This window comes from Cupriavidus sp. 09_S30 (assembly GCF_056930435.1).
In genome coordinates this window covers 3254921-3274153 of sequence record NZ_JBXOWI010000001.1, presented here as the reverse complement: position 1 = coordinate 3274153, position 19233 = coordinate 3254921, and the positions used below count along the sequence as shown (strand labels likewise).

Below are 19233 nucleotides of genomic sequence, written 5' to 3'. Positions count from 1 at the left end.
CGCGACGGCGCGAAGGGCCGGACGTGCTGGCGGCGTGGGGCGATCGCATCCGGAGGCCGCCCGCGGCCACCTCGCTACGCGTTCAAGGTACACCATCGTTGAAAGATGCGCTGCCGCTGCAGGGGCGGCCGGCCCGCATGGCACGAGCCGGTCATGCGTCGTCCACTCCGCCGACGCCGTGTCGGCACGACGCCCGCTCAGCCGTGATGGCCGAGCCGTCCCCCGCCGCGCACGAAGAACATGCCCAGCAGTCCGCATGCCATCAGGATGGCGATGGCGCCCATGCCGGCCTGCTGCGAATGGAAGGTCTCGGTGGCGATGTGGACCATGAAGGAGCCCAGCCACACCGTTGCTGTGCCGGACAGCGCGAAGATGCCGAAGAAGGTGCCGCTCTCGCCCGGCGGAGACAGCCGTAGCAGCAGCGTGCGGCTGGAGGAATAGGAGGCGGTGATGAAGGTGGCGTTGGAGAAGCCGATCAGCAGATAGAGCAGCTCCGGCCAGGTGCGGAAGAAGGGGCCGTTCCAGAGCGGGGCGTGCGCTGCCGCATCGAAGTGCCAGAAGTAGAGGATGCGGTCCGGCGCCATGCCGATCACGGCGGTCAGGCCCAAGAGCGTCATCAGCACCTCGATCTGCACCGCGCGCTTCGGCCCGAGCGCCGCGTCGAGCTTGCTGCCGAGGATGCCGCCCATCGCGGCGAAGACGCTCAGCAGCACGCCGAAGCTCAGCATCGTCAGCGTATGCCACTTCATCACGCCGGCGGCGTAGACGCCCGAGAACAGCAGCACCGCCGTCATGGCATCGACATAGAGCATGCGCGCCAGCAGGAAGGCCGTCATGTCGCGGTGGCCGCGCAGCTTGCCGACCATGCCCAGCACGGTGCGCACGCCGTCGCGCAGCGCCTGCGCCACACTGTTGCCGGTCCGGGCCGCGTCGGGCGTGAACAGGAACATCGGCAGCGCGCCGACCAGGAAGAGCACGCCGGAGATCGGGCCGACGATGCGCTCCGGCTCGTGCGCGGCCGGGTCCATGCCGAACAGCGGCTGCGCCGGGATCCAGCTCCAGCCCACCTTGCCGGGCAGGGCGAAGGCCCACAGCACGAACACCAGCACGACGACGGAGATGGCGTTGGACAGTGCCAGCCCGAGTCCGGATGCCTTGTGTGCGAGGCGCGGTCCTGCCGCCTGCGCCAGCATGGCGTTGTGCAGGACCTCGGTGTAGCCGAACAGGACGTTGAGCACGGTGGCGGCCACGACGACGCCGAGAATGCCTAGCCCGGTACGGTCGGGTCGCGCCCACCATAGCGCGATCATCAGCACCGCCATCACCAGCGTGGCCAGCAGCAGCAGCGGCTTGCGCGGCCCGACACGGTCGATCGAGGCGCCCAGCAGCGGTGCCGTCAGCGCCACGATCCAGCCCGACCACTGGCCGTAGGTGGCGACCATGGCCTGGCCCTGCACCGGATCGCCGACCATCACGGTGGAGAAGTAGGGCATGAAGACGTAGATCGTCACCAGCATGACGAAGGGGTTGCGGCCCGCCTCGAACAGCGACCAGCACACGGCACCCAGGGCCATGCGCTCGTTGGCTACCGCGGTGGAAGTCATCGGCGTCGCGCTCATGGGGCAAATCCTCCTCGTTCGGCCAGCTGGCGCTTGCGCTCGTCGCGTGCGCGCTCGGGTTCGGCGGTCACCTGCACGTCGAGCGCGGCCAGTTCCGGCGGCACGTACCAGTGCAGCTTGTCTTCGTGATAAGCAGACCACACCGCCTCGGCCACGGCGATGGGCGGCAGCAGGCGCCACATGCCTTCAGCGGGCGCGCCCGCGCGCACGCGCTCGGGCAGGATAGGCGTGTCGATCAGGCCGGGCAGGGCGTCGGCCGCGCGGATGCCGTGGCGCGACAGTTCCACCGACAGCGCCTCCGTGAGGCCTTTGACAGCGTGCTTGGTCGCCGAGTAGACGGCAATGCCGGCCGCGCCGAAGATGGCCGAGGCCGATGAGGTGCTGAAGCAGAGCGCGTTCGGCGTGGCCTTGAGCAGCGGCATGGCGGCGTGGATGCCGCTGAGCACGCCCACCAGGTTGACGTTGACCACGCGCAGGATGGCCTCCCACGGCTGCTCGTCGAAGTAGCCGCCGACGCCGATGCCGGCGTTGTTGAAGAGGATGTCCATGCGCCCGCCGGTGGCCGCGCCGAAGGCATCGATCGCGGCGAGATAGGCGCCGCGGTCGGTGACGTCCAGCGGGGCGAACAGGCCGGCCTCGCCGCCTTCGCCGCCCAGTTCGCGCGCCAGGCTGTCCAGCCCGGCGCTGTCCACGTCGAATGCGCCGACGAACCAGCCGCGCGCGGCGAACAGCCGCGCGGTTTCCCGGCCCATGCCGGAGGCGGCGCCGGTGATGAAGATTGCGCGTCGTGCGATCATCAGCGTACCTCCTCGGTCACGCGGCGGAACTCGAGTCCCGCGCAGTCGCCGCTGGCGCGCCAGGCAGCGAGGATGTCGATGAACGCCGCCGCGCCCGGCCCATAGGGGCCGTTGCGGATCTCGCGCGCGGACAGCGCGCCTTCGGCGTTGTAGTAGCCCGGCGTGCACTCTGCCTGGTAGGCGGCGCGGCGCGCGCCCGCGGCGACGATGGTCGCGCTCCAGTCTGCTTCGCTGGCGGCGCTCGGTTCGACCATGTCCGCGCCGTCGGCCAGGCAGCGGCTGGCGATGTAGGCGATGTGGCGGGCCTGCTCATTGAGCATGTGCGGAAAGTTCGGCGACTGGCCCGACTGCGTCACGCTCACGATGAAGCAGTTGGGGAAGTCGCGCGTCAGCAGGCCATGCAGGGTGGATGCGCCGTCGGCCCACTTGTCGGTGAGCGACAGGCCGCCGCGCCCTTGCAGCTCGAAGCCGGCGCGCCGTGCGAAGCCGGTGCCGACCTCGAAGCCGGTGGCGAAGATCAGGCAGTCGAGCGGGTACTCGCGGCCGTCCACCACGACGCCGGCCGGCGTGATGCGCTCCACACCGCGCCCTGCCGTGTCCACCAGCGTCACATTGGGCTGGTTGAACATATCGAGGTATTCGTCGTGGAAGCAGGGGCGCTTGCAGAACTGCTTGTACCAGGGCTTGAGCGCCGCAGCGGTGGCCGGGTCGCGCACCACGGCATCCACGCGTGCCCGGATCTGCTCCATCTTGGCGTAGTCGGCCATCTGCATGGCCTCGATGGCATTGGCAGCACGGCGGCCGGGCCGCACCAGCCGCATGATGTCCGTCCAGCCGTCATTGACCAGGTCTTCGTCCTGCGGGATGCCGCACACGAGGTTGTTGAAATTGTCCATGCGGTGCTGCTGCCAGCCGGGCTCGAGGCTGGCGGCCCAGGCCGCGTCGGTGGGCTGGTTGTTGCGCACGTCGATCGAGGAGGGCGTGCGCTGGAACACGTAGAGGTGGCCTGCCGAGCGCGCCAGGTGCGGCGCGCACTGGATCGCGGTGGCGCCGGTGCCGATGATGCCGACGCGCTTGCCGGCCAGGCCGTCCAGCCCGCCGCGATGGTCGCCGCCCGTGTAGGCGTAGTCCCAGCGGCTGGTGTGGAAGCTGTGGCCGGCAAAGCTGTCGAGGCCGGGAATGCCGGGCAGCTTGGGCTTGTTCAGCGGTCCGGTGGTCAGCACCACGAAGCGCGCCCGCAAGCGGTCGCCGCGATCGGTGCGCACGGTCCAGTGTGCCTCGGCATCGTCCCAATGCAGCGCCTTCGCCTCGGTCTGGAACAAGGCGTCGCGGTACAGATCGAAGTGGCGGCCGATGGCCTGCGTATGTGCCAGGATTTCGGGTGCCTTGGCGTATTTTTCGCTCGGCATGGTTCCGACTTCTTCGAGCAGCGGCATGTACACATAGGACTCGATGTCGCAGGCCGCGCCAGGATAGCGGTTCCAGTACCAGGTGCCGCCGAAGTCGGCGCCTTTCTCGATGATGCGGATGCGTGCGAAGCCTGCCTCGCGCAGGCGCGCCGCGGCCAGCAGGCCGCCGAAGCCGCCCCCGATCACGATGGCGTCGACGGTCTCGACGGTGTCGGTCAGCGGCGCACGGCGCAGCGCCGGGTCGGCGTGCGGGTCGTCGGCGAAGCGGGACAGCTTGCCCGCGATCTCGACGTACTGCGCATTGCCGTCCGCGCGCAGGCGGCGCTCACGTTCCTGGCGATACTTCTCCTTGAGCCAGGCCGGGTCGAAGTGCTGGCCTTGTTCGTCGTGCTGCATCGTTTGGTAGCTCCGTGTCGGGGTCGTTGTGTGGATGTCGTTGTGCAGGAAGGGGCGGCGCTCAGCCTCCGCCCGGCGACGTTGCGGTGGCATCGCGCAGGGAAGGGCCGTCGTGCATGCCGGGGGTGCAAGCGCAGCCGTACCGCGCTTCAGGCATGGGAGTGCGTGATGACCGGCCGCATGGTGGCCGGGGCCGCGAATGCCCGGCCGGCTGGGCCGGGCAAGTGGCGCGCAAGGACGCGGGGTTCGGGGGCGTTGTCGCTTGTCATCGGGGGGCGGGCTCCAGCAACCCATTCTAGGTGCGGGCACCGCGGTTTTGTCATGCAAATCATGCATCAGCAAATAGCGACGCTGCATGCTGCGCCTGCGCCGCCACAGGCCAGGCAAGCCTTGCGCGAGAAGGCGTGGCACGCTGTGTGCGGCGCAGCAGGGTGGCGCCGCGCCGTCAAAGACTGTTGTTTGCTGAAGCAGTCATTGAGGCGGGGGCATGCGAAAAGCGGTGCTGGCAGGCGCTCAGGCGGCGTGGTCCGGCGCCAGGGCGTGCTGCTGCACGAGGCGGCGCGCGGTGCTGCGCAACTCCTTGACGAAGGCCCGCATGATCGGCGTCTGGCTGCGCCCCTTGAGCATGTGCACGCCATCGTTGGTGCTCAGGTGCCGCGCGGCGGTCAGGTAGCCGAGGCGGCCGTCGGCCGCGGCGAGCTTGGCCAGTGACAAGGGCACCAGCGTGAGCGCCGCGCCGGTGCGCGCGAGATCCAGGCAGGCCGCGGTGGATTGCAGCTGGAATTGGGGGAAGGCGCCGCCCGCCCGCATCGCGATGCTGGTCGGCGCGAAATCCGGCTCGCCGCCGGCCAGCACCTTGGGCAGGGCCCAGGGATAGGCCGAGAAGTCGATGGCCTTGCCCGGCAGCCGGGCGACCTCATGCTCCGTCGAGAAGACCACTGCAAGCGGCTCGGACGGCAGCGCGATCATGATGATGTCTTCGGCGAAGCGCGAGGCATCGAAGCGCCGGCGGTCGCAGACCACGAGGTCGAGCTCGCGGTCGAGCAGGCGCTGCAGCAGCGGCGCGGTGTCGCCGCTGGTCAGGGTCAGGTGTACCAGCGGGTGATCGCGCGAGAAGGCGGCGACCGTCTCGGTCAGCAGCGGCTGCAGCGGAAAGGCGCCGCAGCCGACGCGTACCGCGCCCTGGCCCGGTGCCTTCAGCGCCTCGGCATCCTCCTTCAGCGCGGCGGCGGCAGCGATCACGGTTTCCGCCTGGTGGATCAGCCTGCGCGCGGCCTCGGTCGGCGTCACCGTGTGCGTGGTGCGGTCGAACAGCCTGCAGTCGAGCGCGCGTTCCAGGTTCTTGATGCTGCGGCTCAGCGCGGGCTGGCTCATGGCCATCTCGTCCGCCGCGCGCGCGAAGCTGCGCAGCCGGTACAGTGCCTGGAAATGCCGGAGTTGTCGCAGGTCCATGGTCTCCCCGAGTGCTGATGCGCATTATGCATGACGGGGCCGCCGGCATTCACGCTGGCATTCAGCGCCTCGGCTGCGCGCCGTCGATGTTGCCGAAGCGCGCCCGCCACAGTTCCAGGAAGCCGGTCGCGGCAGGCGAGAGCACATGGCCGGGCCGCGTGATCAGGTGGATGGAGCGTTCGACCACGGGCCGCTCCAGCGGCCTCGCCACCAGCTGCTTGTATTGCAGCGAGCCGAGCAGGAAGCTGGGCAGCACCGCCACGCCCAGTCCTGCCGATGCCATGGCCAGCGCGGTGGTCAGGAACACGAACTCATAGGCGGGCAGCAGCCGCTCGCCGGCGCGCGCCAGCGAGTCGTCGATCAGCTCGCGGATGCCGTTGCCGCGCGCCACGGTGATGCAAGGCACCCCCTGCAGGTCCCGCCACGTGACCGTCTGCATCTGCGCGATCTCGGAGTCGGTGCGGCAGATGGCGCTGAGCTGGTCGCGCAGCAGGCAGGTCAGCTCCACGCCCTCGGCCTTGCGGCCCACCGTGCCGATGCAGAACTCGACGTCGTCGTTCAGCACGGGCGCCGTGAGCTGGTCAGGCGGCACGTCGATCATGCGTACCGCGATGCCGGGATAGCGCCGCTGGTATTCGGCGATCAGATCGGGCAGCAGCGATGCGGCCACCGCGGGTGTGGAGGCGAAGGCGAGGTGGCCGCGCTCACGCTCGGCCAGCGTGCGCGCGCTGCCCTTGATCTGTTCCAGGTCCCGCAGCATGCGCTCGGCGGTGGGCAGCATGTCCTCGGCCGCCGCGGTGGCGCGCAGGCTGCGCGAGGTACGCTCGAACAGGCGCACGCCCAGCCCGTCTTCCAGTTGCCGTATCAGCACGCTGACCGCCGACTGCGTGATGAACATGTCGCTCGCCGCACGTGTCAGGTTGCGGTGATGGTAGGTAAGCACGAAGGCCTTGAGCTGGCGCAGGGTCGGATCCATGCAGTGACTTTATGGATTCAGAAATATTCTTCGTTTGATCTCATGGATCGCGGTCATTAGAGTCTTGCACACCGACTCTGTCAACTCTCTGCCCCCTCCCTCTGCCCCCATGAACCAAGACCAGAACAGCAGCGTGCTGATCATCGGCGCCGGGCCGGTCGGCCTGACGCTGGCGATGGATCTCGCCTCGCGCGGCCTTGCCGTGACGATCCTCGAGCGGCGCCATCGCGGCGAGCCGCCCAACGTCAAGTGCAATCACGTCTCGGCACGCTCGATGGAGGTGTTCCGCCGCCTCGGCGTGGCGCCTGCCCTGCGCGCGGCCGGCCTGCCGGACGACTACCCGCACGATGTGGCCTACCGCACCACGGCCACCGGCGCCGAGCTCACGCGCATCCCCATCCCTGGGCGGGCCGGGCGCCTGCGCGGCGATGCCGGGCCGGATACCGACTGGCCGACGATGGAGCCGCCGCACCGGATCAACCAGATCTACCTGGAGCCGGTGCTGTTCGCGCACGCGGAATCGATGCCGGGCATCCGCATCGTCAACCGCGTGGAGGTTACCGAGGTAGCGCAGGACGGCGGCGGCGTGACGGTGCGGGCGCGCGACCTCGACGGCGGCGTGGCGCAGGAATACACGGCGGCCTACCTGGTCGGTTGCGATGGCGGCCGCTCGCTGGTGCGCGGCGCCATCGGCGCCCGCCTGGAAGGCGATGCCGTGGTGCAGCGCGTGCAATCCAGCTTCATCCGCGCGCCGCGCCTGATCGAGCTGTTCCGCCACGCGCCGGCGTGGGCCACCTTCTCGCTCAACCCGCGGCGCTGCGGCAACGTCTACGCCATCGACGGCAAGGAGCTGTGGCTGGTCCACAACTACCTGAAGGATGACGAGCCGGACTTCGACTCTGTCGACCGCGACCGCTGCATCCGGCAGATCCTCGGCGTGGACGAGTCGTTCGAGTACACGCTGATCAGCAAGGAAGACTGGTTCGGCCGCCGGCTGGTGGCCAACCGCTTCCGTGACCGGCGCATCTTCATCTGCGGCGACGCCGCCCACTTGTGGGTGCCCTACGCGGGCTACGGCATGAACGCGGGCATCGCCGACGCGGCCAACCTCGCCTGGCTGCTGGCGGCACGCCTGCATGGCTGGGCCGGCGAGGCCATCCTCGACGCCTATGAGCGCGAGCGCATGCCGATCACCGAGCAGGTGTCTTATTTCGCCATGAACCATGCCCACGCCATGGCCAGGGAGCGCGGTGCGGTGCCGGCCGGCATCGAGGGCGATGACGCCGAGGCGGCGCGCCTGCGCGAGGAGGTGGGCGCGCGCGCCTACGAACTCAACGTGCAGCAGTACTGCTGCGCGGGACTGAACTTCGGCTACTACTACGACCGCTCGCCGCTGATCGCCTACGATGGCGAGGCCCAGCCCGGCTACACCATGGGCGGCTTCACCGCGTCGACGGTGCCGGGTTGCCGCACCCCGCACTTCATGCTGGCGGATGGCAGTTCGCTGTACGACACGGCGGGCAGCGACTATGCGCTGTTGCGTTTCGATGCCGGTGTCGACGTGGAGCCGCTGCGTGCCGCAGCAGCACAGCGCGGCCTGCCACTGACGGTGGTGGATGTGCCCGCCGCGGTGCGTCCCGCCGCCTACCGCCACGCGCTGCTGATCTCGCGCCCCGACCAGCACGTGGCATGGCGCGGCGATGCGCTGCCCGCGGACGCGCTCGCACTGGTCGACCGCCTGCGCGGCGCAGCCCCGTCTGCCTGAACACCCGCGACGTTTGCCATACCATGATCGACAATAAAAACCAGGAGACAACACCATGCCCCCACGGACACCGGCCAGATGGGCCGGCACGCTCGCCATTGCGCTGACCTGCTACACGCTGGGTACGGCCCAGGCACAGGGCAGCAAGCCGATCACATTGATCGTTCCCTACACGCCGGGCGGGACCACCGACATCCTGGCGCGGACCGTCGCGCGGCATCTTTCCGAAGGACTGGGCCGCCCCATCGTGGTCGACAACCGGCCCGGCGGGGGCACGATCCTCGGGGCGCAGCTGGCGGCGCGTGCGCCGGCCGACGGCAGCACGCTGCTGATGGCGACCAGCACGACGCTGGCGATCAATCCATCGCTGTACAAGACGCTGCCCTACAAGCCGGCCGATTTCACCCCGGTTGGACTGGTGGCCGCGGTGCCGCTGGTGGTCGTGGTCAATCCGTCCGTGAAGGCGACGACGCTGGCGGAGCTGGTGGCGCTGGCCAAGGGGCAGCCGGGCACGCTGAGCTTCGGCTCGGCAGGCAACGGCAGCCCGCAGCACCTGGCGGCGGAGATGTTCAAGGCCGACGCTGGCGTGTCGATGGTGCACGTACCCTACAAGGGCACCTCGTCCGCGCTCACGGATCTGCTGGCAGGCCAGATTCCGGTGATGTTCGCCGATCTCGCACCCGTGCTGCCGCATATCCGCGCCGGCCGGCTGCGCGCGCTGGCGGTGACATCGGCGGCGCGCCTGCCCAGCCTGCCGGACGTGCCGACCGTCAGGGAGAGCAAGGTGCCCGGTACCGCGGCCTATGAAGCCGTGGCCTGGCAGAGCATCGTCGCGCCGCCGGGCACGCCGGCCGAGATCGCCCGCGCCTATGGCGCGCAGCTGGTCAAGGTGCTGCACATGCCGGAGGTCAAGGATCGCCTGCTGGGCGAAGGCGCGGAGGTGCGTACCAGCACGCCGGAGCAGCTGGCCGGTTATGTCCGCAGCGAGACCACGCGCTGGGCGAGAGTGGTGAAAGCCTCGGGCGCCTCGGTCGACTAACAGCCGGCCGCGGCCGCCGCGCGGCCGCCCCGCCGTGGCCGCCCTGGCCGCTCAGGCGGCTTGCGTGTCGGCCGGCCCGCCGGCCAGCGCCTGCCACCGGCCATCCGTTTCCTGCGCGCGTCCTTCCGCCTGGAGCTTGAGCAGGTGCGCCATCAGCGAGCGCAGCGCTACCGGGTGCATGCGCTGCGGCACGTCGTCGTAGACGCGCGCCAGCAGCGTGTCGATGTCGGCCGGCCCGAGCGCAGCGAGCGCGCTCACGACCTTGGCCTCGCGTTGCAGGCGGTGGCGCACCAGCACGCGGATGGCATCGCCGGGCCGCGGGATCAGGAAGCCGTGCCCCGGCGCCAGCCATTCCAGGTCTTCCTGCTGCAGCGCGCGCAGTGAGTCGAGATAAGCCTGCATGTCGCCGTCGGGCGGGTTGATGACCACCGTGGAGCCCTGCATCACGTGGTCGCCGGTGAACAGCATCTTTTCCTCTTCGAGCAGGAAGCACAGGTGGTTGGATGCGTGCCCCGGTGTGTGCAGCACGCGCAGCGTGCTGCCTTCGCCCAGGATGACGCGCTCGCCGTGCTGCAGTTCGCGTGCGGGGGCGAAGCTTGCGTCCTGCCTGGCGCCTGCGGGCGCGGCGCGGCCCAGCACGGTGGCGCCGGTCGCCGCCTGCAGCCTGGCCGTTGCCGGCGAATGGTCCATATGCGTGTGGGTGGCGAGAATCCAGCGGATCGGCCCCGGCGCGGCGGCCAGTACGGCCTGGACATGCTTGTCGTCGTCGGGGCCCGGATCGATCACGGCCCATTCATTGCGCGCGGCGTCGCCCACCAGATAGGTGTTGGTGCCGGGGCCGGTCATCACGCTGCCGTTGTCGGCAGTGACACGCCACACGCGCTCCGACAGCCTCACCGCGGCACCCGGTTCCAGCTCGTAGCGCGCGTCGGCGCGGCCGTGCGGATCGATGCGGCCGATCTCCGCATAGCTGGCCTCGTCCGGCATCACCGGCCGCACGCCGGCGCGGCCGCTCGCCAGCCGGGGCATGATGCAGGCGATGTCGCGCCGCTGCGTGGAAAAATCGAAGCAGGACTGGGCGCTCTCGAAGTGTGCGATGGCCGCCAGGTTGCGCCGCGTGGCGTTGACGAGCTTGAGACCATTGCTCGGATGGATGGCCTCGGATGGACGGATCCAGCAATGCTCGACCACCTCGTCGCCGTCGTGGATGGCGGTCTGCTCCGGCGGCGCGATGGCCACGAAGAAACGGGTGTCGAAGCGCTTGGGCAGGCCCGGCGGCGTCAGCCAGTAGCTGTGGTAGGCCAGCCGGTCGACCGCCAGCCGCAGCTGCAGCTGCGCGCAGGCCTGCGCCAGGCCGGGGCCGCCGCGGCGTGCGGCGTCGCGCAGCAGGGCAAGCTGGGCGGCACCGAGCCGGCCGGGCGTCAGCAGCTGCGCATCGGCGCCATAGGCGAACAGCAGGCCGGCTTCCTCGAAGCACTCGCGCACCGCCGCGAGGTAGAAATCTAGTCCGCCCGCGGCCAGCCCGAGGCGTTGGCTGGCGGCGCCGTCGTCCAGGCCTGCAGCGTGGGCATGCATGGTCCGGTCCTGCGCATCCAGCGTGCCGCCGGGGAAGACGTAGGCGCCGCTGCTGCGGTCGTTGTCGCGCTCGGCGCGGCGCACCATCAGCACTTCGGGGCCGTGGGAGCCGTCGCGCAGCACCAGCACGCTGGCCGCGCTGCGCAGGGAGTGGGTCGTGGTCTGGTTACCGCTCTTGTCTGTCGTTGTCATGATGGGCGGGTTGTCTCCGGAGTGGGGCAGGCAACGGATCGGGCCGGTGGCGCCATCCGCTAGTCCGCTGAATCATTGAAATGGGAGGTGAAGGACATGCCATGCGGGAATCAGCGCTAGGCGCAAAGCGCAGCAATAGCTGTGCTATTGCGAGCATTTGCAACGACGCCGCTGTGTCAACCCGGCCCGCATCGCGTGGCAGGCACCGACCAATTTCAGTGATTCAGGGGACTAGTGTAGTCGGGATGCCGTGGCGGCGTGCGTGGGCCGGATGCGCCCCCCTTGTAGAGGACGGGCTCCAACGCCGGCCGCAAGCGCAACCGGCATAGCGGTTACGATAGCGGTGGACACAAGGGGAAGACGGGCGCCGGCGACGGCGCCCGTCGCTTGTCCGGACTGAGCCAAACGAGCAGGCAGCATGGCCCGAGAGGGGCCGGCCGCGCGGCGGCGGCCCTCACGAAGAAGACACCAGGAGACTGACGATGAAGACGCGCATCACCGAACTATTCGGCATCCGCCACCCGATCATCCAGGGCGGCATGCACTATGTGGGCTTCGCCGAGCTGGCGGCGGCGGTATCGGCCGCCGGCGGGCTGGGCATCATCACCGGCCTGACGCAGAAGACCCCCGAGCTGCTGGCGCGCGAGATCGCACGCTGCCGCGAGATGACCGACCAGCCGATCGGCGTCAACCTGACCTTCCTGCCCACCTTTTCCGCGCCGCCGTATCCCGAGTACATCGCGGCCATCGTCGAGGGCGGCGTGCGCATCGTCGAGACCGCCGGACGCAGCCCGGAGGCCTATATGCCGGCGCTGAAGGCGGCCGGCATCAAGGTGATCCACAAGTGCACCTCGGTGCGGCACGCGCTCAAGGCGCAGCAGATCGGCTGCGATGCCGTCAGCGTCGATGGATTCGAGTGCGGCGGGCATCCCGGCGAGGACGATGTGCCGAACATGATCCTGCTGCCGCGCGCGGCCGATGAGCTCCGCATTCCGTTCGTGGCCTCGGGCGGCATGGCGGATGCGCGCAGCCTGGTGGCAGCGCTGGCGCTGGGCGCCGACGGCATCAATATGGGTACGCGCTTCATCGCCACGCAGGAGGCGCCGGTGCATGAGAAGGTCAAGCAGGCCATCGTCCAGGCCAGCGAGCTGGACACGCGCCTGATCATGCGCCAGCTGCGCAACACGGAGCGCGTGCTGCGCAATGCCGGCGTCGACCGGCTGCTGGAAGTCGAGCGGGAGAAGGGCGCGGCGCTGCAGATTGCCGATATCTACGATCAGGTCGCCGGTGTCTACCCGAAGGTCATGGTCGAAGGCGAACTGGACGCCGGCGCCTGGAGTTGCGGCATGGTGGCCGGCCTGATCGACGACGTGCCGACGGTCAAGGCGCTGATCGACAAGATCATGGCTGACGCGCACCGCATCATCCGTGAGCGCCTGGACCGCATGCTCGGTTGAGCGGCGCCGCGGCGGGCTTATTCGGCGGGCTTATTGCCGCATGGCCCGGTCGCACACCGCGGCCAGCCGCGTGGCCAGGTCGCGCGTGTGGGCCGCGGTCTCGGCCTGCACATGCAGGCTCAGTTCCAGCGCGGGGGCCGCTTCGAAGCCATCGGCCGCCTCCAGCACGCGGTGTCCTTCGGCCGCCAGCCGCCGCGGCAGCATGGTGATGCCCAGGCCGTCTTCCACCGCCGCGCGGATGCCGGCCAGGCTCGCGCTGACATAGGCGATGCGCCAGCGCCGGCCGGTGGCGTCGAGCAGATGCGTCATCTCGCCGCGATAGAGCCCGCCCAGCGGGAATGCCACCAGCGGCAGCGGGTCGCGCATGCGCGTGGGGCGGGCGCGGCTGTCCAGCCAGCATAGCGGCTCGGGCCAGCTGGCCTGTCCTGGCGCGCTGCCCACGCGTTGCTTGATCAGCGCCAGGTCCAGCTCGCCGCGCTGGAATCGCTGCCACAGCTCGTGGCTCAGGCCACTGGTCACTTCGAGCCGCACACCCGGATAGGCGTCGGCAAAGGCGGCCAGCGTCGGCGTGAGCGTGCGGGCGACGAAATCCTCCGGCACACCGAGCCGTATCTCGCCCTGGGCGCCGCCCTGTGCCAACTGGCCTGCCGCCTCGTCCATCAGCTGGAGAATGCGGCGCGCATAGCCGAGCAGCTGTTCGCCTTCGGGCGTGGCCGTCACATAGCGGCCGCCACGGTTCAGCAGTTCACAGCCCACCTGGGTTTCCAGCCGGCGCAAGTGCTGGCTGACCGTGGACTGCGTGAGATGGACGCTGTCGGCCGCGCGCGTGAAGCTGCCCGTGTCGGCAACGGCGACGAAGCTGCGCAGCAGGACGGGATCGAGCATGGCGGGTATTCGAAAATCCACTGACGCTCATTTCATCATTTAATTTCCCAATCGACAAGGCGCTTCCTAGAATGGCCTGACTATCCACTGTCCCGCCGGCGCACTCCTGCGCATCCGCGGCGAGACGTCCGAACCGCGGTGGCGGGCCCCGGCTGGCCCGCGCCGCCCCTGCAGGGAGTCTCCATGTCCACACACCAAGCACTGTTGCGCGAGGCGGTGCGCCTCGCCGCAGACAACCGCGCGCGCGGCGGCCGTCCGTTCGGCGCCGTGCTGGCATTGAACGGCGAGATCGTTGCCACCGGCGTGAACGACATCGTGCACAGCCACGATCCGACCACCCATGCGGAGATGGAGGCGGTTCGCGCCGCCGCCAGGCGGCTGGGCCGGCCTGACCTGTCGGGCAGCGTGGTCTATGCCAGCGGCCACCCATGCCCGATGTGCCTGGCGGCCATGGTGATGGCAGGGGTCGAGGCGGTCTATTACGCCTTCGACAATGACGATGCGGCGCCCTTCGGCCTCTCGAGCGAAGCGGCCTACCGCACCCTGCGCCTGCCGCTGACGCCACCGCCGCTGCCGCTCACGCGCCTGGACACGGGCGTGAGCGCGATGACGCTCTACGGCACGCGGAGCGGCCGTGCCTGATCGGGGTCAGCGCGTGCCACGCGGGGCCTGGCTCGCGGTGGTGGTGCTGGTCGGCCTGAACCTGCGCCCTTTCCTGACCGGCATCGGCCCGCTGGCCGGCCTGATCCATAGCGGCACCGGCCTGGACTATCGCGGCATGGCCTGGCTGACCTTGTTGCCGATGCTGCTGATGGGGGTGGGCGCCTTGCTGACGCCGCTGCTGCGGCGGGCCGTGGATGCCCGCCACGCGGTGCTGGGCGCGCTGGCCTTGCTGGGCGCCGGCTCCGCACTGCGCGCGGCCTGGCCGGCCGGCGCCGCGCTGATCGCCACTGCGGCGGTGTGCGGCCTTGGCGTGGCACTGATCCAGGCCTTGTTCCCTGGCATGATCAAGCAACGCTTCGCCGGCCACGTGGCGCCCGTGATGGGCCTGTACTCCGCCGCCCTGATGGGAGGCGGCGCGCTCGGCGCGCAGATCACGCCGCTGCTGGCCCAGTGGTCCGGCGACTGGCGCGGCGCGCTGGCCGGTTGGGCCCTGCCGGCCTGGCTGGCGGTGCTGCTGGCATGGCGCGTCCTGCCCGGGCGGGCCGCGTCCCCCGGTGTCGCGGCTGCGCCCTCGGCAGCGCTGCTGCGCCGGCCGCGTACCTGGCTGCTGATGGCCTGCTTCGGTCTGGTCAACGGCGGCTATGCCTCGCTGGTGGCGTGGCTGGCGGCCTTTTACCAGGCGCGCGGCTGGACCAGCGCGCACAGTGGCAGCCTGCTGGCGCTGATGGCGCTCTCGCAGGCCGGCGCGGCGCTGCTGCTGCCCATGCTGACGGCGGACTGGCAGGACCGCAGGCCCTGGTTGTGGCTGACGCTGGCGCTGCAGGCCGCAGGCTTCGCCGCGTTCGCGTTCTGGCCGGATGTGGCGCCACGCACCTGGGCGGTGATCAGCGGTGCGGGACTGGGCGGCTGCTTCGCCCTGTGCATGATCGTGGCGCTCGACCACCTGCCCAGCCCTGAGCAGGCGGGCGAACTGAGCGCACTGATGCAGGGCGGCGGCTTCCTGATCGCGGCGATGGCGCCGTGGGTCACGGCAGTGCTGCGCGACCTGAGCGGTGGTTTCGGGGCGGGCTGGATCGCGCACCTGGCCTGCGTCGCAGTGGTGGCGGTACTGGTGGCGCGCCTTGCACCTCGTGGCTATGCGGCGGCGCTGACGGCGCCGCACCGTGCCGCGCCGCACGCGGCATAACGGCGGGCGGCCGGTTTGCCCGGCCGCCCGATGCCTTGCTTGCCTTCCTTGTTTCAGTGGATCTGCATGCCGCGCATAGCGTGGATGCGCTCATGGTGCCGCTGCATGCCATCGTACTGCCGCTGCACGACGGCGCGTATCGCCTCGGGCATCTCCTGCGTCAGCGCGGACTGATATTCCCGCCGGGCGGATTCTTCGCCGCGTTCACACAGCTGCAGCACCGCATCGTCATTGTTCGGCGCGATGACGTGCAGTATCTCCATCCAGCCGCGTTGCAGCGTGCCGCCCATGGTGCCCCGGTCGCGCGGCTGGGCGCCGAGCGAGGTGACGAGCCCCTGCAGCTCGCTTACCGAAGCGCGGCAGGATTCCGCCGTGCCGGTCAGGATGGCCCGGATTTCCGAATTCTTCACTTCGCGGGCGCCTGTCGTGCAACTGAGCTCGCCATCCTTGCCGAGCTCGATCAGGTGGTTCAAAGTGGTGATGAGTTGGCCTTGTGCGTTGGTCATGACAGTCTCCTTCGCTGTGCCCGGCCAATGAGAATTCATGCGCACCTCTGCGCCGGCTGAATGCCGGCAGCGTGCCGGCCGGCTTTAATTGGCGGAGGGCGCGCAATACGCACCACCGTCAGCAACAGTATAGGAAGCGGGTGGCGAACGGCACGGCGCAGGGGCCATGAAGGTCCGTTCCACGTCGCCCTGCGCGATGCACGCCCGGAGAGAAGCGATGGCAAAGATCCGCGAAGCCTTGATCCATGAACTGCACCCGACACAGATCACGGTCGGCATGATCGAGGTGCACGACAAGAAGAAGCACCTCGCCTCCTTGAGCGCCGCCGAGCAGCAGGCGTTCATGCAGGCCCATCCGATCCCCGCGGTGCTGGGGCCGGGCGGCAAGCTCTACATCACGGACCACCATCACCTGGGGCGTGCGGCGCTGGAGGCGGGCGTCGCCAGCGGCTACTTCACCGTCGAAGCGGACCTCTCCGGCAGCGCGTTGGATGCCTTCTGGCAGGAGATGGACAACAACCTGTGGGTGCACCCGCTCGACGAGAACGGCGTGCGGCACTATTACGCGCAGATTCCCTCGCACCTGGAGAAGCTCATCGACGATCCCTATCGCTCGCTGGCGGGCTACGTGCGCGATGCGGGCGGGTATGACAAGACACCGACCGCGTTTGCCGAGTTCGTGTGGGCAGACTTCTTCCGGCGGTCGATTCCGGTCGAGGACCTCAAGGCCGACTTCCACGGCGCGGTGCAGGCCGGGCTCTCGCTGGCCAAAGGCAAGCTGGCCGTCGGTCTGCCAGGCCACAAGGCGTCCTAAGCCAACGGGATCAGGTGCGCCAGGCGGGGTGCGCAGGCGGCAGAGCGGGCGGCCGATGCGCCGCGCAGTTCATAAACCGTTACAAAGCACCGCGTGTCCGCTGTCATCGGGGCATTTTCGGCCGGCGTTAGTCGGGGCATGACGGGCGATCCGCGCCCGGCATCAACGAACCGGGAGTGCTTCATGCTTATGCGCAAACTGATTGGCGGTCTGACCGTTGCCATCCTCGCCGCCGGCCTGGCGGGCGGTGCCATGGCACACGAGACGCAGTGGGATAAGAACCATCCGCGCAGGGATCAAGTGAACGATCGCCTGGCCAAGCAGAACAAGCGCATCGACAGGGAAGTCAGGGAAGGGGAAATGTCGCACCGCGAGGCAGCCAAGCTGCATCACGAAGACCACCAGATCCGCCAGGAAGAACGTGTGATGGCCAGCCACGACGGGGGCCATGTCACGGGTGCGGAGCAGCATGCGCTCAACCAGCAGGAGAACGCCGTCAGCCGCCAGATCGGCCAGTGAAGCGCGCTTTTCGTCCTGCATGCCGGCGCACGGCGCCATGCAGCGGGGCGGAACGGATAAGGTGGAGGAAAGCAGGAGAGAGGGGCCTCGGCCCCTCTCTTTTTGTCCGGCGGCTGTACGGCGGCTGTACGGCGGCCAGCCGCCTGCGCGTGCCAGAGGGGGGGCGGTGCTCCGGCCAGCGCGGCGAGCACCCTGGCGGCGTACTGGAAGAGGCGAAGTGACGGGGCCGGATGATATGCTTCACGCGTCACGACACAGGCTGTCCAGAGCCGCCAGGCACGACACAGAGCCGGCCAGCCGATACCCCAACACTCATGCCCGAACTGACCGAGGTTTTCACGCTGCCGCGCTGGCGCTCGACGAGATGGCTGGTGGGGACCGATCGGGACGTGCCAACGGATATCCAGCATGCCTTGATCGGCAGCCTGTTCGGCACTCTGTCGATTTTCATCGGCGGCGTTGTCAATACGCTGCTGGTGGCCGCGCTGATTACCTGGCACATGCAGAAGGTGCAGTTCTTCGCGTGGCTCGGACTCGAGTGCCTGGTCTGCATCAGCCGTATCGGCGTGTTGATGTCGGCGCGGCGCAGAGCGCGTGCCGGACGGTCGACGCACACCGACCTGCATATCGTGCTCAGCCTGGCCTGGGCATTCAGCGTGGGACTGGGGACGTACCTGAGCATCGTCAGCGGTGACTGGCTGTCGGCAGCGCTCGCCTGCCTTTCGTCCGCGGCCATGGTCGGCGGCATCTGCTTCCGGAACTTCGGCGCGCCCAGGATGACCGGGCTGATGATTCTCCTGGCGCTCGGCCCCTGCTGCCTGGGCGCCATCGTCGCGCGCGAACCCCTGTTCCTGCTCACGCTGGTTCAGCTGCCCGTCTATATGGTCAGCATGACAAGCGCATCCTTTCGCATGAACGCCATCCTGGTCGCGACCATGCAGTCGGAGCGGGAGAACGCACATCGCGCGCGCCACGATTCCCTGACAGGCTTGCTCAACCGGGCCAGCCTGCTGGCGGAAATCCGCATGGCAATGGAGCGGGCCCGTGCCATGGCGCCACGTGCGGCGCTCCGTCCGGCGCTCCTTTACATGGACCTCGACGGCTTCAAGGGTATCAATGACGTACACGGGCACGGCTGCGGCGACGAGCTGCTCGAGCAGGTGGCCGAGCGGATGCGGGCGGCCGTGCCGGAAGGCGCCCGCGTCTCGCGCATCGGTGGAGACGAATTCGTCATCCTGCTGCACGACCATCGCGAAGACGAGGTGAAGGCGCTGGCCGCGCGGCTGCTGGACGAGATCGCTGCCCCTTACATGCTGAGCAACGGGCCGGAGGTGGCGATCAGCGTGAGCATCGGGATTGCGCCGGTTCCGGCGGACGGCCAAAGTGCGGATGCCATCCTGAAAGTCGCAGACCGCGCGCTCTATGTCGCCAAGGCAGAGGGGAAGGGCCGCTTCCACGTGGCTGCAGCGGTGTAATCGGATCGGCGGGCGTCGCGCCGAGGCCTGCGCGCAACCGACAAGGCCAGGTCGCATCGCTCACGGCGTGACCGGTTCACGATCCTGCTGTCCAAGCGCTTACCTCAGAACGCACATTGGAGGGGCGGCGTCTCGCATGGGATGCCATCTCCGTCGCCGTCGATCTTTACGCCTGGGCAGTGCTTCAGGTAGAAGCGAGCTTCCGCACAGGAGGTCATCTGGCTGCAGTGCTGCTTTCCCTCGCAGCGGAAGCCAGGGTCTGCCACCACCGGTGCCGCAGCGATCTCCAGCCTCTGCGGCTCGGCCTGAACCACATCCGCCGGGACGGGGGCGTGCGTCTTGTAGTAGAGAAGGCCGCCGACTGCGGCCGCAATGATCAGCAAGAACTTGTACATATGACCCTTCTCGTTTTTTGTGTGAAGGATGCCATATTTCCCGCTGCGCGCGGCGCAATGCGAGGTCGACGTTACGCAGGCCGCTTTCCCGCCCGCCGGCGTTTGCGATTGTT

17 protein-coding genes are annotated in these 19233 nt (G+C 69.2%); 8 read left to right on the top strand and 9 right to left on the bottom strand.

Going from position 1 to position 19233, the window contains the following annotated elements:
• Positions 1 to 197: 197 nt before the first annotated feature.
• The 5 genes from AC1Z3O_RS15330 to AC1Z3O_RS15310 form a co-directional block, all read right to left on the bottom strand.
• On the bottom strand, positions 198 to 1619 hold the full coding sequence (locus tag AC1Z3O_RS15330) for an MFS transporter (RefSeq protein ID WP_483516552.1): 1422 nt from the start codon (positions 1617 to 1619) through the stop codon (positions 198 to 200).
• Positions 1616 to 2416 carry an SDR family oxidoreductase gene (locus AC1Z3O_RS15325; RefSeq protein ID WP_483516551.1) on the bottom strand — a complete coding sequence of 267 codons (801 nt, stop codon included), beginning with the start codon at positions 2414 to 2416 and terminating at the stop codon, positions 1616 to 1618. The genes AC1Z3O_RS15330 and AC1Z3O_RS15325 overlap by 4 nt, the downstream gene beginning before the upstream one ends.
• Positions 2416 to 4221: a flavin-containing monooxygenase gene (locus AC1Z3O_RS15320; protein ID WP_483516550.1), complete on the bottom strand. Its 1806-nt coding sequence runs from the start codon at positions 4219 to 4221 to the stop codon at positions 2416 to 2418. Before AC1Z3O_RS15320 ends, AC1Z3O_RS15325 begins: the two co-directional genes overlap by 1 nt.
• Before the next feature lie 513 nt (positions 4222 to 4734).
• The gene (locus AC1Z3O_RS15315; RefSeq protein ID WP_483516549.1) at positions 4735 to 5673 is read right to left on the bottom strand and encodes a LysR family transcriptional regulator; all 939 of its coding nucleotides are present in this window, start codon (positions 5671 to 5673) and stop codon (positions 4735 to 4737) included.
• A gap of 61 nt (positions 5674 to 5734) precedes the next feature.
• A complete protein-coding gene (locus AC1Z3O_RS15310) occupies positions 5735 to 6649 on the bottom strand; it encodes a LysR family transcriptional regulator (RefSeq protein WP_483516548.1) in 915 nt (304 codons plus the stop codon).
• 109 nt (positions 6650 to 6758) lie between these two features.
• Between AC1Z3O_RS15310 and AC1Z3O_RS15305 the strand changes: the two genes are divergently transcribed.
• Both AC1Z3O_RS15305 and AC1Z3O_RS15300 read left to right on the top strand, forming a co-directional pair.
• Entirely contained in the window at positions 6759 to 8414 is a 1656-nt protein-coding gene (locus AC1Z3O_RS15305) for an FAD-dependent oxidoreductase (RefSeq protein ID WP_483516547.1), read from the top strand.
• A 55-nt stretch (positions 8415 to 8469) separates the two neighbouring features.
• Complete coding sequence (locus AC1Z3O_RS15300) at positions 8470 to 9453, top strand: Bug family tripartite tricarboxylate transporter substrate binding protein (RefSeq protein ID WP_483516546.1); 984 nt, start codon at positions 8470 to 8472, stop codon at positions 9451 to 9453.
• 51 nt (positions 9454 to 9504) lie between these two features.
• Here the strand turns inward: AC1Z3O_RS15300 and AC1Z3O_RS15295 are convergent, their stop codons facing one another.
• Complete coding sequence (locus AC1Z3O_RS15295) at positions 9505 to 11220, bottom strand: MBL fold metallo-hydrolase (protein ID WP_483516545.1); 1716 nt, start codon at positions 11218 to 11220, stop codon at positions 9505 to 9507.
• 482 nt (positions 11221 to 11702) lie between these two features.
• Between AC1Z3O_RS15295 and AC1Z3O_RS15290 the strand changes: the two genes are divergently transcribed.
• Entirely contained in the window at positions 11703 to 12677 is a 975-nt protein-coding gene (locus AC1Z3O_RS15290) for an NAD(P)H-dependent flavin oxidoreductase (protein ID WP_483516544.1), read from the top strand.
• A gap of 30 nt (positions 12678 to 12707) precedes the next feature.
• On the opposite strand, the gene AC1Z3O_RS15285 is transcribed toward AC1Z3O_RS15290, so the two are convergent.
• Entirely contained in the window at positions 12708 to 13562 is an 855-nt protein-coding gene (locus AC1Z3O_RS15285) for a LysR substrate-binding domain-containing protein (RefSeq protein WP_483516543.1), read from the bottom strand.
• 183 nt (positions 13563 to 13745) lie between these two features.
• Between AC1Z3O_RS15285 and AC1Z3O_RS15280 the strand changes: the two genes are divergently transcribed.
• Positions 13746 to 14204 (top strand): nucleoside deaminase, encoded by a 459-nt coding sequence (locus tag AC1Z3O_RS15280; protein WP_483516542.1) that lies wholly within the window; start codon positions 13746 to 13748, stop codon positions 14202 to 14204.
• Positions 14197 to 15411 carry a cyanate transporter gene (locus AC1Z3O_RS15275; protein ID WP_483516541.1) on the top strand — a complete coding sequence of 405 codons (1215 nt, stop codon included), beginning with the start codon at positions 14197 to 14199 and terminating at the stop codon, positions 15409 to 15411. The genes AC1Z3O_RS15280 and AC1Z3O_RS15275 overlap by 8 nt, the downstream gene beginning before the upstream one ends.
• Positions 15412 to 15464: 53 nt before the next feature.
• Here AC1Z3O_RS15275 and AC1Z3O_RS15270 read toward each other — a convergent pair whose 3' ends face one another.
• Complete coding sequence (locus AC1Z3O_RS15270; protein WP_483516540.1) at positions 15465 to 15917, bottom strand: PA2169 family four-helix-bundle protein; 453 nt, start codon at positions 15915 to 15917, stop codon at positions 15465 to 15467.
• A gap of 217 nt (positions 15918 to 16134) precedes the next feature.
• Between AC1Z3O_RS15270 and AC1Z3O_RS15265 the strand changes: the two genes are divergently transcribed.
• From AC1Z3O_RS15265 to AC1Z3O_RS15255, 3 genes are all read left to right on the top strand, one after another.
• Positions 16135 to 16731 (top strand): ParB-like protein, encoded by a 597-nt coding sequence (locus tag AC1Z3O_RS15265; protein WP_483516539.1) that lies wholly within the window; start codon positions 16135 to 16137, stop codon positions 16729 to 16731.
• Positions 16732 to 16920: 189 nt separating this feature from the next.
• Positions 16921 to 17250 (top strand): hypothetical protein, encoded by a 330-nt coding sequence (locus AC1Z3O_RS15260; protein WP_483517620.1) that lies wholly within the window; start codon positions 16921 to 16923, stop codon positions 17248 to 17250.
• Positions 17251 to 17564: 314 nt separating this feature from the next.
• A complete protein-coding gene (locus AC1Z3O_RS15255; RefSeq protein ID WP_483516538.1) occupies positions 17565 to 18725 on the top strand; it encodes a diguanylate cyclase domain-containing protein in 1161 nt (386 codons plus the stop codon).
• Positions 18726 to 18829: 104 nt separating this feature from the next.
• Here AC1Z3O_RS15255 and AC1Z3O_RS15250 read toward each other — a convergent pair whose 3' ends face one another.
• Entirely contained in the window at positions 18830 to 19120 is a 291-nt protein-coding gene (locus tag AC1Z3O_RS15250) for an excalibur calcium-binding domain-containing protein (protein ID WP_483516537.1), read from the bottom strand.
• Positions 19121 to 19233: the final 113 nt, after the last annotated feature.